General features: G+C 72.2%; 17 protein-coding genes. 15 read left to right on the top strand and 2 right to left on the bottom strand.

Going from position 1 to position 12499, the window contains the following annotated elements:
- The first annotated feature begins 3 nt into the window (after positions 1–3).
- Genes hisH through hisF form a run of 4 tightly spaced genes read left to right on the top strand, consistent with a single transcriptional unit; the run spans position 4 to position 2528 of the window.
- Complete coding sequence (hisH, locus tag ACF1DX_RS23920) at positions 4–645, top strand: imidazole glycerol phosphate synthase subunit HisH (protein WP_391793159.1); 642 nt, start codon at positions 4–6, stop codon at positions 643–645.
- 4 nt (positions 646–649) lie between these two features.
- Positions 650–1375 carry a bifunctional 1-(5-phosphoribosyl)-5-((5-phosphoribosylamino)methylideneamino)imidazole-4-carboxamide isomerase/phosphoribosylanthranilate isomerase PriA gene (gene priA, locus ACF1DX_RS23915; RefSeq protein ID WP_391793158.1) on the top strand — a complete coding sequence of 242 codons (726 nt, stop codon included), beginning with the start codon at positions 650–652 and terminating at the stop codon, positions 1373–1375.
- Positions 1372–1776: a Rid family hydrolase gene (locus tag ACF1DX_RS23910; RefSeq protein WP_391793157.1), complete on the top strand. Its 405-nt coding sequence runs from the start codon at positions 1372–1374 to the stop codon at positions 1774–1776. Before priA ends, ACF1DX_RS23910 begins: the two co-directional genes overlap by 4 nt.
- A complete protein-coding gene (gene hisF, locus ACF1DX_RS23905; RefSeq protein WP_391793156.1) occupies positions 1773–2528 on the top strand; it encodes an imidazole glycerol phosphate synthase subunit HisF in 756 nt (251 codons plus the stop codon). Before ACF1DX_RS23910 ends, hisF begins: the two co-directional genes overlap by 4 nt.
- A 3-nt stretch (positions 2529–2531) precedes the next feature.
- Here the strand turns inward: hisF and ACF1DX_RS23900 are convergent, their stop codons facing one another.
- Together ACF1DX_RS23900 and ACF1DX_RS23895 are read right to left on the bottom strand one after the other, a co-directional pair.
- Positions 2532–2930 carry a VOC family protein gene (locus ACF1DX_RS23900; RefSeq protein ID WP_391793155.1) on the bottom strand — a complete coding sequence of 133 codons (399 nt, stop codon included), beginning with the start codon at positions 2928–2930 and terminating at the stop codon, positions 2532–2534.
- Positions 2931–2951: 21 nt separating this feature from the next.
- Positions 2952–3587, bottom strand: coding sequence for a TIGR03085 family metal-binding protein (locus tag ACF1DX_RS23895; RefSeq protein WP_391793154.1), 636 nt, complete (start codon positions 3585–3587; stop codon positions 2952–2954).
- A gap of 75 nt (positions 3588–3662) precedes the next feature.
- On the opposite strand from ACF1DX_RS23895, the gene hisI reads away from it, so the two are divergent.
- The 11 genes from hisI to lgt all read left to right on the top strand — a co-directional run bounded on the left by hisI (position 3663) and on the right by lgt (position 12498).
- Complete coding sequence (hisI, locus tag ACF1DX_RS23890; protein ID WP_037872216.1) at positions 3663–4055, top strand: phosphoribosyl-AMP cyclohydrolase; 393 nt, start codon at positions 3663–3665, stop codon at positions 4053–4055.
- Between the two features lie 11 nt (positions 4056–4066).
- A complete protein-coding gene (locus ACF1DX_RS23885; RefSeq protein ID WP_391793153.1) occupies positions 4067–5560 on the top strand; it encodes an anthranilate synthase component I in 1494 nt (497 codons plus the stop codon).
- Positions 5561–5612: 52 nt separating this feature from the next.
- Positions 5613–6254 (top strand): TIGR02234 family membrane protein, encoded by a 642-nt coding sequence (locus ACF1DX_RS23880; RefSeq protein WP_391793152.1) that lies wholly within the window; start codon positions 5613–5615, stop codon positions 6252–6254.
- Between the two features lie 190 nt (positions 6255–6444).
- Positions 6445–6696 carry an HGxxPAAW family protein gene (locus ACF1DX_RS23875; RefSeq protein ID WP_085573147.1) on the top strand — a complete coding sequence of 84 codons (252 nt, stop codon included), beginning with the start codon at positions 6445–6447 and terminating at the stop codon, positions 6694–6696.
- Between the two features lie 75 nt (positions 6697–6771).
- Positions 6772–7209, top strand: coding sequence for a DUF2752 domain-containing protein (locus tag ACF1DX_RS23870; RefSeq protein ID WP_391793151.1), 438 nt, complete (start codon positions 6772–6774; stop codon positions 7207–7209).
- Positions 7210–7329: 120 nt separating this feature from the next.
- Positions 7330–8139, top strand: coding sequence for an indole-3-glycerol phosphate synthase TrpC (gene trpC, locus ACF1DX_RS23865; RefSeq protein WP_391793150.1), 810 nt, complete (start codon positions 7330–7332; stop codon positions 8137–8139).
- A 21-nt stretch (positions 8140–8160) separates the two neighbouring features.
- Positions 8161–8334 (top strand): tryptophan biosynthesis modulator TrpM, encoded by a 174-nt coding sequence (gene trpM / locus ACF1DX_RS23860; RefSeq protein ID WP_391793149.1) that lies wholly within the window; start codon positions 8161–8163, stop codon positions 8332–8334.
- Positions 8335–8466: 132 nt separating this feature from the next.
- Entirely contained in the window at positions 8467–9750 is a 1284-nt protein-coding gene (gene trpB / locus ACF1DX_RS23855; RefSeq protein WP_391793148.1) for a tryptophan synthase subunit beta, read from the top strand.
- A complete protein-coding gene (trpA, locus tag ACF1DX_RS23850) occupies positions 9747–10562 on the top strand; it encodes a tryptophan synthase subunit alpha (protein ID WP_391793147.1) in 816 nt (271 codons plus the stop codon). Before trpB ends, trpA begins: the two co-directional genes overlap by 4 nt.
- A 97-nt stretch (positions 10563–10659) precedes the next feature.
- A complete protein-coding gene (locus ACF1DX_RS23845; RefSeq protein ID WP_391793146.1) occupies positions 10660–11439 on the top strand; it encodes a DsbA family protein in 780 nt (259 codons plus the stop codon).
- A 93-nt stretch (positions 11440–11532) separates the two neighbouring features.
- A complete protein-coding gene (gene lgt / locus ACF1DX_RS23840) occupies positions 11533–12498 on the top strand; it encodes a prolipoprotein diacylglyceryl transferase (protein ID WP_391793145.1) in 966 nt (321 codons plus the stop codon).
- Position 12499: the final 1 nt, after the last annotated feature.

Genomic DNA, 12499 nt, shown 5'->3' with positions numbered 1-12499 from the left:
CCCTTGAGCACCACCAAGAAGGTCGTGGTCTTCGACTACGGCTTCGGCAACGTCCGTTCCGCCGAGCGCGCCCTCGCCCGCGCGGGAGCCGACGTCCAGATCACCCGCGACTTCGACGCGGCCATGAACGCCGACGGGCTGCTGGTGCCCGGCGTCGGCGCCTTCGCCGCCTGCATGAAGGGCCTCAAGGAGGCACGCGGCGACTGGATCGTCGACCGCAGGCTCTCCGGCGGCCGCCCGGTGATGGGCATCTGCGTCGGCATGCAGATCCTCTTCGCGCGGGGCATCGAACACGGCGTGGAGTCCGAGGGCCTCGACGAGTGGCCCGGCTCCGTCGAGCCGCTCCAGGCCGACATCGTGCCCCACATGGGCTGGAACACCGTGGACGCCCCGGCCGGCTCCGAACTGTTCGCCGGCCTCGACGCGGACGCCCGCTTCTACTTCGTGCACTCCTACGCCGTCCACGACTGGACCCTTCAGACCGCCAACCCGGCGATGCGCGCCCCGCTGGTCACCTGGTCCACCCACGGCAAGCCCTTCGTGGCGGCCGTGGAGAACGGCGCCCTGTGGGCCACCCAGTTCCACCCCGAGAAGTCCGGCGACGCCGGTGCCCAGCTCCTCACCAACTGGATCGGAACCCTGTAGAGACATGGCCAAGCTCGAACTCCTCCCCGCCGTCGACGTCCGCGACGGCCAGGCCGTCCGCCTCGTGCACGGCGAGTCCGGGACGGAAACCTCGTACGGCTCCCCCCTGGAGGCCGCCCTCGCCTGGCAGCGCTCGGGTGCCGAGTGGCTGCACCTGGTCGACCTGGACGCCGCGTTCGGCACCGGTGACAACCGCGCGCTGATCGCCGAGGTCGCCGGAGCCATGGACATCAAGGTGGAGCTGTCCGGCGGCATCCGCGACGACGACACCCTCGCCGCCGCCCTCGCCACCGGCTGCACCCGCGTCAACCTCGGCACCGCCGCCCTGGAGACCCCCGAATGGGTCGCCAAGGTCATCGCCGAGCACGGCGACAGGATCGCCGTCGGCCTCGACGTCCGCGGCACCACCCTGCGCGGCCGCGGCTGGACCCGCGACGGCGGCGACCTCTACGAGACGCTGGACCGCCTGAACAAGGAGGGCTGCGCCCGCTACGTCGTCACCGACATCGCCAAGGACGGCACCCTCCAGGGCCCCAACCTGGAGCTCCTGAAGAACGTCTGCGCCGCCACCGACCGCCCCGTGGTCGCCTCCGGCGGCGTCTCCTCCCTGGACGACCTGCGCGCCATCGCCGGCCTCGTGCCGCTCGGTGTCGAGGGCGCCATCGTCGGGAAGGCCCTGTACGCCAAGGCGTTCACCCTGGAAGAGGCACTGGAGGCTGTGTCGCGATGACGTCCGATGCCGTACGGCGTGTGCAGGGCACGAATCCCTGGGAGGAGACCCTCGGCTCTGCACGTGCCGTGGCGGCGGGCGACCGCGTCCTGGTGGCGGGCACGACCGCGTTCCGGGGCGATGTGCTGTACGGGGAGGGCGACCCGTACGAACAGGCCAAGGTGGCCTTCACCAGCGCGCTGGAGGCGATCGGCGCGTTCGGGCTCGGCATCGAGTCCGTGATCCGCACGCGCCTCCACCTCGCCCACGCGCGGGACGTCGACGCGGCCGGACGCGCCCACAAGGAGCTGTTCGACGCGGTGCGCCCGGTCACCACCCTCCTGGTGGTCGAGGGCTTCGTCGACTCGCGCGTCCTGGTCTCAGTGGAACTCGAAGCATTCAGAGGAGCCGTGGATTCATGACCCTGGCGGTCCGAGTCATCCCCTGCCTGGACGTGGACAACGGCCGGGTCGTCAAGGGCGTCAACTTCCAGAACCTGCGCGACGCGGGCGACCCCGTCGAGATGGCCAAGGTGTACGACGCCGAGGGCGCCGACGAGCTGACGTTCCTGGACATCACCGCCTCGTCGGGCAACCGCGAGACGACCTACGACGTGGTGCGCCGCACCGCCGAGCAGGTGTTCATCCCGCTCACCGTGGGCGGCGGCGTCCGCACCACCGAGGACGTGGACAGGCTGCTCCGCGCGGGCGCCGACAAGGTGGGCGTCAACACGGCGGCCATCGCCCGGCCCGACCTCATCCGCGAGATCGCGGAACGCTTCGGCCGGCAGGTGCTCGTCCTCTCGGTCGACGCCCGGCGCACCGACTCCGGCTCCTTCGAGGTCACCACGCACGGCGGCCGTCGCGGCACCGGCATCGACGCCGTCGAGTGGGCGCACCGCGCCGCCGAACTGGGCGCGGGCGAGATCCTGCTCAACTCCATGGACGCCGACGGCACCAAGGACGGCTACGACCTGGAGATGATCGCCGCCGTCCGCGAGCACGTCACCGTCCCCGTGATCGCCTCCGGCGGCGCCGGCAGGCTCGCCGACTTCCCGCCGGCGGTCGCGGCGGGCGCGGACGCGGTGCTGGCCGCCTCCGTCTTCCACTTCGGCGACCTGCGCATCGGCCAGGTCAAGGAGACGCTGCGGGGAGCCGGTCACCCGGTGCGGTGAGGCTCAGCCGGTCGGCTGGGCCAGCTGGACGAGATTGCCGACCGTGTCGTCCAGGACGGCGGCGATCACCGGACCCCGCTCCTGCGGGTCCTGGACGAAGTGGACACCCTCCCCGCGGAGCCGTTCGAACTCCGCGCGGAGGTCGTCCACGGAGAACACGATCGCGGGCAGCCCCGCCTCGCGCACCGCCCTGCGGTACGGCTCCGCTATAGGGCCCTGCCCCGGCTCCAGCAGCAGCTCCAGGTCCCGCTGGGCGCCGTCCTTCGCGCCCACGGTGACGAACAGCGTGCCGTCGCCCAGATCCATGTGGGTGCGGGTCTCGAAGCCGAGGACATCGGTGTAGAAGGCGTGCGCCTTCGCCACGTCGTCGACGTACACGCTGGTCATGGCCACTTTGATCACGAGCTGTGCCTTTCGTGCGGATCAGATGCCGAGCTGTTTGGTCTCGCGCAGCTTCGCGATCGCGTTCTCGTCGCCGTCCAGCTCGACCTTGGCGGCGCTCTGCCGGCCGTAGGCGAACAGCACCAGCTCGGACGGCTCCCCGGTCACCGTGACCACCGGAGTGCCGCGGTGCGCCACCACCGTCCGGCCGTCCGGACGGCGCATCACCAGGCCCGTCGGCGCCCCGCGTCCCATCAACCGTGCGGAGCGCTCCAGACGCGACCACAGGACGTCCTGGAACACCGGGTCGAGCTCACGCGGCGTCCAGTCGGGCTGGGCGCGGCGCACGTCCTCCGTGTGGACGTAGAACTCGACGATGTTCGACAGCTCGTCGACCTGCTTGAGCGAGAAGGGCGAGAAGCGCGGCGGACCCGTCCGGATCAGCTGGATCAGCTCCTCGTACGGCTTGGCGGCGAACTCCGCCGTCACCCGCTCCAGACGCGCCGCCAGCTGCTTGACCAGCATGCCGCCGGCCGCGTCGGGCCGGCGCTCGCGCACCACCACGTGGGCGGCGAGGTCCCGGGCCGTCCAGCCCTCGCACAGGGTCGGGGCCTCGGGACCCGCGGTCTCCAGCAGATCGGCCAGGAGAAGTCGTTCACGCTTGGCATGGGTCGACATGCATGCCAGCCTACGGCCGGGCGGGAAGTCCGCACAGTGGACATCGTCAAGGCCCGGTGACCGGGGCGCGGCACAATGGTCGGCATGACCAGCAGCACGTCCCGGCCCAGCCGCCTCGACCCGGAGATCGCCGCGCGGCTCAAGCGCAGCCCCGACGGCCTCCTGCCCGCCATCGCCCAGCAGTACGACACCGGAGAGGTGCTGATGCTGGGCTGGATGGACGACGAGGCGCTGCACCGCACGCTCACCACCGGCCGCTGCACCTACTGGTCGCGCAGCCGCCAGGAGTACTGGGTCAAGGGTGACACCTCCGGCCACTTCCAGTGGGTCAAGTCGGTCGCCCTGGACTGCGACGCCGACACCGTGCTGGTCAAGGTCGACCAGGTGGGCGCCGCCTGCCACACCGGCGCCCGCACCTGCTTCGACGCCGACGTGCTGCCGGCGCACACCCCCGCCCCGGATCAGTAAGGTCTGCCGCCATGGACCTCGAGACGTTCCGCAAGCTCGCCACCGACCGCCGGGTCATCCCGGTCACCCGCAAGCTCCTCGCCGACGGCGACACCCCGGTCGCGCTCTACCGCAAACTCGCCGCCGAGCGCACCGGCACCTTCCTGCTGGAGTCCGCCGAGAACGGCCGCTCCTGGTCCCGCTACTCCTTCGTCGGCGTCCGCAGCGCCGCCACCCTCACCGAGCGCGCCGGACAGGCGCACTGGGAGGGCACCCCGCCCGTCGGCGTCCCCGTGGACGGCGACCCGCTCGCCGCGCTGCGCACGACCCTCCGGACCCTGCACACCCCGCGCGACCTCGCCCACGACCTGGGCCTGCCGCCCTTCACCGGCGGCCTGGTCGGCTACCTCGGCTACGACATCGTGCGCCGCCTGGAGAAGGTCGGCCCCGGCGAGCGGGACGACCTGAGGCTGCCCGAGCTGACCATGCTGCTCACCAGCGACCTCGCCGTCATGGACCACTGGGAGGGCGCCGTCTGGCTGATCGCCAACGCGATCAACCACAACGACCTGGAGACCGGCGTCGACGAGGCGTACGCCGACGCCGTGGCCCGGCTCGACACCATGGAGGCCGACCTCACCCGCGCGGTCGCCCAGCCGCCCGCCGTGCTGCCGCCCTCCGAACTGCCCGAGTACACCGCGCGGTGGGGCGGCCCCGACTTCCGGCAGGCCGTGGAGGACATCAAGGAACGCATCCGCGCGGGGGAGGCCTTCCAGGTCGTCCCCTCCCAGCGGTTCGAGACGCCGTGCACGGCGAGCGCCCTCGACGTCTACCGGGTACTGCGGGCCACCAACCCGTCCCCGTACATGTACCTGTTCCGTTTCGACGGCTTCGACGTGGTCGGCTCGTCCCCCGAGGCGCTGGTGAAGGTCGAGGACGGGCACGCCATGGTCCACCCCATCGCCGGCACCCGGCACCGTGGCGCCACCCCGCAGGAGGACCAGGCCCTCGCCGACGAACTCCTCGCCGACCCCAAGGAACGCGCCGAGCACCTCATGCTCGTCGACCTGGGCCGCAACGACCTCGGACGGGTCTGCGAACCCGGCTCCGTCGAGGTCGTCGACTTCATGTCCGTCGAGCGGTACTCGCACGTCATGCACATCGTCTCGACGGTCACCGGCCGGGTCGGCGCCGGCCGCACCGCGTTCGACGTGCTCACCGCCTGCTTCCCGGCCGGCACGCTCTCCGGGGCGCCCAAGCCCCGCGCGCTGCAGATCATCGACGAACTCGAACCGTCCCGGCGCGGGCTGTACGGCGGCTGCGTCGGCTACCTCGACTTCGCCGGCGACTCCGACACCGCGATCGCGATCCGTACCGCCCTGCTGCGGGACGGCACCGCGTACGTGCAGGCCGGAGCGGGGATCGTGGCCGACTCCGACCCGGTCGCGGAGGACACCGAGTGCCGCAACAAGGCGGCGGCGGTGCTGCGCGCGGTGCACACCGCGAACCGGCTGGGAACGGCCTGAGAGGCGTCCGAGGCGAACCCCGGGTGTCGGTTCATCCGGGGTTCAGGCGATAGTGGAGGGCGTGACTGCTGTACCTACCCCCCGTTCCGAGGCCGCCGGCTCCGCCCGCGGTGGCCGCCTCAGCCTCGCCGTCGCCCTGCTGAGCGGTGCCCTGGGCGCGGCCGTGGCCCTGCTCGCCACCCGGCAGCAGTGGTCGGAGGGCACCGCCACGGTGGCCGGCGGCGCGTTCCCGCTCACCGCGAAGGGCAGCGACGTGACGGGCGTGCCCGCCGCCCTGGCCGTCGTGGGACTGGCGGCGCTGGTCGCGGTGTTCGCCGTGCGCCGGGCCGGCCGCCTCGCCGTCGCGGCGCTGCTGGCGCTGTCGGGGGCGGGCACGGTGGCGGCCGCACTGTTCGGGGCGTCGGACAGCGGGGCGCTCGACGAGAAGGCGGCTCAGGCGTCGGGTGACACGTCCGCGACCGTGGAGGCCCTGAGCCACACGGCGTGGCCGTACGTGGCCGCCGTGGGCGGTGTCCTGCTGCTGCTGGCCGGCCTGCTCGCCCTGCGCTACGGCCGTCTCTGGCCGGCCATGTCCGGCCGCTACGAACGGGGCGGCACCCCCCGCCCACGCCGCAAGCCCGCCTCCGTCGACCCCGACCGCCCGGAGGACCTCTGGAAGGCCCTGGACAGGGGCGAGGACCCGACCAGCGCGTAACACGCCCCCTGACCACGGACAGCCACCCGCCGGGCCGACGCCCACCCCTGTAGCCGCGGGCAGTCCTGCCACCCTGCGGCACGACTGCCCGCGGTTCGGCGCGGTACCCCCGCTCACCCTCGGCGCGTGCGTGCGGGACAATGAGGGCGAGCGTCTGCTCAGACAGGTACACAGCAACGAGGAGCAAGCAATGGCGGGCAGCAGCCACGGTCACACCCCGGCCGCCTGGACCGGTGTCATCATCGCCTTCATCGGCTTCTGCGCCGGTGGCGCGTTCATGGTGATGGACCAGCCCGTGGGCTTCTGGGCGAGCATGGGCGTCGTACTCCTCGGCGGTGTCGTCGGCGCCGTCATGCGCTCGATGGGCATGGGCCAGCCGAAGAGCAACCACCCCGTGCACCAGGTCACCGGCGACCGCGCGCCGGCCCGCGCCCAGGGCTGAGCACGGCGGAGCACTCCGCACGGGGGCGGGCCCGGCACGACGCCGGAACCGCCCCTGAGCCGTGTCCGGGGCACAATGCACAGCGTGAACGCTCCCACCCCCGGAGCGCCTCCCGGCAGAGCGGCCCGACTGGCCGTCCCCGCGGGGCTGCTCGCCGCCGTCGCCGGGGCCTTCGCCTACGTCGGGGCCGTGGACCCCAACGAGCCCGGCCACTACCCCGCCTGCCCGCTGCTGCGCCTCACCGGCCTGTACTGCCCCGGCTGCGGCGGGCTGCGCAGCGCGCACGCCGTCGTCCACGGCGACCTCCCGGCCGCCCTCCAGGCCAACGCGCCCGCCGTCCTCGGCTACGCCGTCTGCGCCGTGCTGTGGACCGTCTGGGTGGTCCGCGCGGCGCGCGGCGGGCCGCCGCCGCGGATCGATCCGCCGCCGGTGCTCCTGTGGTCCCTGGGAGCACTGCTCCTGGTGTTCGCGATTGTCCGGAACCTGCCGTTCGGTGGCTGGCTGCATCCTTGATCGACCAGCGAAAGTCCAGGTAGGGAGAGGGGCGTCAACCTGGATGCGGGGCATCCGCCCCGCTGCGGATACCATCGCAGTGACCAGTGAAGACCGACCGTAGGGAAGGGGGCCGCTCGCGTGAGTGTGCTCGACGAGATCATCGACGGAGTCCGTGCCGACCTCGCGGAGCGGCAGGCGCGCGTCAGCCTCGACGAGCTCAAGGAGCGTGCGGCGAAGGCTCCCGCGGCCAAGGACGGCGTGGCCGCCCTGCGCGGTGACGGCGTCAAGGTGATCTGCGAGGTCAAGCGCTCCAGCCCGTCCAAGGGCGCGCTGGCCGCGATCGCCGACCCGGCGGGACTCGCCGCCGACTACGAGGCGGGCGGCGCCGCCGTCATCTCCGTCCTCACCGAACAGCGCCGCTTCGGCGGCTCGCTGGCCGACCTGGAGGCCGTCCGCGCGCGCGTGGACGTCCCCGTCCTGCGCAAGGACTTCATCGTCACGTCGTACCAGCTCTGGGAGGCCCGCGCGTACGGCGCCGACCTCGCCCTGCTGATCGTCGCGGCCCTCGACCAGCCGGCCCTGGAGTCGCTGATCGAGCGCGCCCAGTCCATCGGTCTCACCCCGCTCGTCGAGGTGCACGACGAGGACGAGGTCGAGCGCGCGGTCGACGCGGGCGCCAAGGTCATCGGCGTCAACGCGCGCAACCTGAAGACGCTGAAGGTCGACCGCGGCACGTTCGAGCGGGTCGCCCCGGAGATCCCCGCGCACATCGTCAAGGTCGCCGAGTCCGGCGTCCGCGGCCCGCACGACCTCATCGCCTACGCCAACGCCGGCGCCGACGCCGTCCTGGTGGGCGAGTCCCTGGTCACCGGCAAGGACCCGAGGACGGCCGTCTCCGACCTGGTGGCGGCGGGCGAACACCCCGCACTGCGGCACGGGCGGGGCTGACACCCCGGTAGGCTGCCCCCGATGACACCCGCACTCCCTCCGACCCCACGGGACCCGTACGCCCGCCTCGCGCGCGGCTGTCGGCCCCGGGGCTGCCGCGCTCCCGCGCGCAGGGTGCACGGCCGCCGGGTGCGGTACGTCATCGGCGACGAACCCGGGCAGGTCAACGGCATGCGATGGCACCAGCCGACCTAGGGGCGCGGGACTGTGCCGAACATGCGACTTTCGTCGCGTGAGCGCGACCAGCCACACACGGCCTGAAGCCGGCCGACAACCCCCGCCCCACGGCGAAACGTGCCCGACACACACTCACCGTGAGGTACACGCATGCCCAGCACCTTCTTCATCCCCGACCCGGAGGGCCGGACCCCGAGCCCCGAAGGCTACTTCGGCGCCTTCGGCGGCAAGTTCATCCCCGAGGCCCTCGTCGCCGCGGTCGACGAGGTCGCCGTCGAGTACGACAAGGCCAAGCACGACCCCGAGTTCGCCCGTGAACTCGACGACCTCCTGGCCCACTACACCGGCCGCCCGAGCGCGCTCACCGAGGTCCCCCGCTTCGCCGAACACGCCGGCGGAGCCCGGATCTTCCTCAAGCGCGAGGACCTGAACCACACCGGCTCCCACAAGATCAACAACGTGCTCGGCCAGGCCCTCCTCACCAAGCGCATGGGCAAGACCCGCGTCATCGCCGAGACCGGCGCCGGCCAGCACGGCGTGGCCACCGCCACCGCCTGCGCCCTCTTCGGCCTCGACTGCACGATCTACATGGGCGAGATCGACACCCAGCGCCAGGCCCTCAACGTGGCCCGGATGCGGATGCTCGGCGCCGAGGTCATCGCCGTGAAGTCCGGCAGCCGCACCCTGAAGGACGCCATCAACGAGGCGTTCCGCGACTGGGTCGCCAACGTCGACCGCACCCACTACCTCTTCGGCACCGTCGCGGGACCGCACCCCTTCCCGGCGATGGTCCGCGACTTCCACCGCGTCATCGGCGTCGAGGCCCGCCGCCAGCTCCTGGAACGCGCCGGACGCCTGCCCGACGCCGCGATCGCCTGCGTCGGCGGCGGCTCCAACGCCATCGGCCTCTTCCACGCCTTCATCCCGGACACCGGCGTACGTCTCATCGGCTGCGAGCCCGCCGGACACGGCATCGACAGCGGCGAGCACGCGGCCACCCTCACCGCGGGCGAGCCCGGCATCCTGCACGGCTCCCGGTCCTACGTCCTCCAGGACGACGAGGGCCAGATCACCGAGCCGTACTCGATCTCGGCCGGCCTGGACTACCCGGGCATCGGGCCCGAGCACTCCTACCTCAAGGACAGCGGCCGCGGCGAGTACCGCGCGGTCACCGACGACGCCGCCATGCAGGCCCTGCGCCTGCTGTCGCGCACCGAGGGCATCATCCCGGCCATCGAGAGCGCCCACGCCCTCGCCGGCGCCCTGGAGGTCGGCAGGGAGCTGGGCGAGGACGCGCTGATCGTCGTCAACCTGTCGGGCCGCGGCGACAAGGACATGGACACCGCCGCCCGCTACTTCGGGCTGTACGACACCGACGCCGAGGTCGCCGCCGACGAGGCCGGCACCGCCGAGATCGAGGGGGACGCCAAGTGAGCGGGAACGTGCGGCTGCTGAACGACACCCTCGCCGCGGCGAAGGCCGAGGGCCGCTCCGCCCTCATCGCCTACCTCCCGGCCGGGTTCCCCACCGTGGACGGCGGCATCGAGGCCGTCAAGGCCGCCCTGGACGGCGGCGCCGACGTCGTGGAGGTGGGTCTGCCGCACAGCGACCCCGTCCTCGACGGCCCGGTCATCCAGACCGCCGACGACATCGCCCTGCGCGGCGGCGTGAGGATCGCCGACGTGATGCGCACGGTCCGCGAGGCCCACGCGGCCACCGGCAAACCGATCCTCGTCATGACCTACTGGAACCCCATCGACCGCTACGGCGTGGAGCGGTTCACCGCCGAGCTGGCCGAGGCGGGCGGCGCCGGGTGCATCCTGCCCGACCTGCCCGTCCAGGAGTCGGCGCTGTGGCGGGAGCACGCGGAGAAGCACGGGCTCGCCACGGTCTTCGTGGTCGCGCCCAGCAGCAAGGACGAGCGGCTCGCCGAGATCACCGCGGCCGGCAGCGGCTTCGTCTACGCCGCCTCCCTGATGGGCGTCACCGGCACCCGTGAGTCGGTCGGCGCGCAGGCCGAGGACCTGGTGCGGCGCACCCGCGCCACCACCGACCTCCCGGTCTGCGTCGGACTCGGCGTCTCCAACCCCGCCCAGGCCGCCGAGGTCGCCCGCTTCGCCGACGGCGTGATCGTCGGCTCGGCCTTCGTCAAGCGGATGCTGGACGCCCCCGACGCCGCCGCCGGCGTCGAGGCCGTCCGCGCACTCGCCGGTGACCTGGCCGAGGGCGTACGCCGGCAGGCGTGAACGGCAGGGGGATCCGCGGATAGTCGTACGGGTCCCTCGTACGAGTGGTCCTGGGACCGGGGAGGCGCTGTGCGCCTCCCCGGTTCGTTCTGCGGGTGTGAGCGAGAAGAACCGTGAGGGAAAGCGCACCGCCCGGGAGCGGATGGCGGACGAGCGAGAGAAGCGGAAGAAGACGGAGAAGCGACGCCGTGCCCTGATCGTGGGCGCGAGCGTGCTCTGTGTCCTGGGGCTCGCGGCGGTGATCGGTGTCATCGCCGCCAATTCGGGCGGGGACGACGAGAGCGAGGCGTCCGGCCCCGTCGTGGCGCCCTCCGGTGCCCTGGGCAAGGACGGCCTCGCCATCCCGGTCGGCAAGGAGAGCGCCAAGGCCACCCTCACCGTGTGGGAGGACTTCCGCTGCCCGGCCTGCAAGGTCTTCGAGCAGAACTACAGCCCCACCATCCACGAGCTGACCGGATCCGGTCAGCTGAAGGTGGAGTACCACCTGGTCACACTGATCGACAACGGCCTGGGCGGCGCCGGCTCCCGCGACGCGGCCAACGCCGCCGCCTGCGCCCAGGACGCCGGGAAGTTCGCCGCGTACCACGACGTGCTGTTCGAGAACCAGCCGCCGGAGAGCGACGACGCCTTCGCCGACAACGGCAAGCTGATCGAGCTGGCCGGCAAGGTCGACGGACTCGACACCCCCGCCTTCCGCGCCTGCGTCGAGGACGGCACGCACAACAGCTGGGTCGCCAAGTCCCACGAGGCGTTCCAGAAGGGCGGCTTCAGCGGCACGCCGACGGTGCTGTACGAGGGCAGGAACATCAACCAGGACCGCTCGATGACCCCCGAGAAGTTCAAGCGGATGGTCGAGGAGGCCAACAAGGGACAGTGACGCCCCGGACCGACGATCCGACGGTCCTGTTATGGAGCCGTAGCCGGGCTGCCTGCCGTGCGGCCGGTCCGGCACGGTAGCGTCGACCCTGCCATGGAACTTGCCTACATTCCCAGCCCGTCGAGCGGGGTGCTGTACCTCGGCCCCGTTCCGCTGCGCGGCTACGCGTTCTGCATCATCATCGGCGTCTTCGTTGCCGTCTGGCTCGGCAACAAGCGTTGGATCGCCCGGGGCGGGCGGGCCGGCACGGTGGCCGACATCGCTGTCTGGGCCGTGCCCTTCGGCCTGATCGGCGGCCGGCTCTACCACGTGATCACGGACTACCAGCTGTATTTCAGCGAGGGCCGTGACTGGGTGGACGCCTTCAAGATCTGGGAGGGCGGCCTCGGCATCTGGGGCGCGATCGCCCTCGGTGCGCTGGGCGCCTGGATCGGCTGCCGGCGCCGTGGCATCCCGCTGCCCGCCTACGCCGACGCCATCGCGCCGGGCATCGCCTTCGCCCAGGCGATCGGACGCTGGGGCAACTGGTTCAACCAGGAGCTGTACGGGCGGCCCACCGATGTGCCGTGGGCCGTGGAGATCACCTCGTCCGCCGACGGACGGGACCCGGGGACGTACCACCCGACGTTCCTGTACGAGTCCCTGTGGTGCGTCGGTGTGGCGCTGCTGGTGATCTGGGCGGACCGGCGGTTCAAGCTCGGGCACGGGCGGGCGTTCGCGCTGTACGTCGCCGGGTACTGCGTGGGGCGGTTCTGGATCGAGTACATGCGTGTCGACGAGGCGCACCACATCCTCGGCCTGCGGCTGAACAACTGGACGGCGCTCCTGGTGTTCCTGCTGGCGGTGCTGTACATCGTGCTGTCGGCGCGGAAGCGGCCGGGGCGGGAGGACGTGGTGGAGCCGGGAGTCTCCGGCGGTGAGGGCGCCTCCGGTTCCGAGGCCGATTCCGATGAGGGTGAGGCTGTGGAGAAGGACGAGGAGGGTGCTCCTTCCGAGAAGGAGGAGTCCTCGGAGGCCGAGACGTCCAAGGACGGGGCCGGATCGGCGAAGAAGAGCTGAC

It is taken from the genome of Streptomyces sp. NPDC014676 (assembly GCF_043084105.1).
Classification (GTDB): Bacteria; Actinomycetota; Actinomycetes; order Streptomycetales; family Streptomycetaceae; genus Streptomyces.
The sequence above is the reverse complement of the archived record's forward strand: the minus strand, read 5'-3'. Positions and strand labels throughout refer to the sequence as shown.

Bases quoted from the DNA above. Each gene is read 5' to 3' on its own strand.
- ACF1DX_RS23885 (WP_391793153.1), top strand. From the start codon at position 4,067: ATGGACCTCGAGACGTTCCGCAAGCTCGCCACCGACCGCCGGGTCATC.
- hisF (WP_391793156.1), top strand. From the start codon at position 1,773: ATGACCCTGGCGGTCCGAGTCATCCCCTGCCTGGACGTGGACAACGGC.
- trpM (WP_391793149.1), top strand. From the start codon at position 8,161: ATGACACCCGCACTCCCTCCGACCCCACGGGACCCGTACGCCCGCCTC.
- ACF1DX_RS23895 (WP_391793154.1), bottom strand. From the start codon at position 3,587: ATGTCGACCCATGCCAAGCGTGAACGACTTCTCCTGGCCGATCTGCTG.
- trpB (WP_391793148.1), top strand. From the start codon at position 8,467: ATGCCCAGCACCTTCTTCATCCCCGACCCGGAGGGCCGGACCCCGAGC.
- ACF1DX_RS23910 (WP_391793157.1), top strand. From the start codon at position 1,372: ATGACGTCCGATGCCGTACGGCGTGTGCAGGGCACGAATCCCTGGGAG.
- priA (WP_391793158.1), top strand. From the start codon at position 650: ATGGCCAAGCTCGAACTCCTCCCCGCCGTCGACGTCCGCGACGGCCAG.
- lgt (WP_391793145.1), top strand. From the start codon at position 11,533: ATGGAACTTGCCTACATTCCCAGCCCGTCGAGCGGGGTGCTGTACCTC.
- ACF1DX_RS23870 (WP_391793151.1), top strand. From the start codon at position 6,772: ATGCACAGCGTGAACGCTCCCACCCCCGGAGCGCCTCCCGGCAGAGCG.
- ACF1DX_RS23875 (WP_085573147.1), top strand. From the start codon at position 6,445: ATGGCGGGCAGCAGCCACGGTCACACCCCGGCCGCCTGGACCGGTGTC.
- hisI (WP_037872216.1), top strand. From the start codon at position 3,663: ATGGTCGGCATGACCAGCAGCACGTCCCGGCCCAGCCGCCTCGACCCG.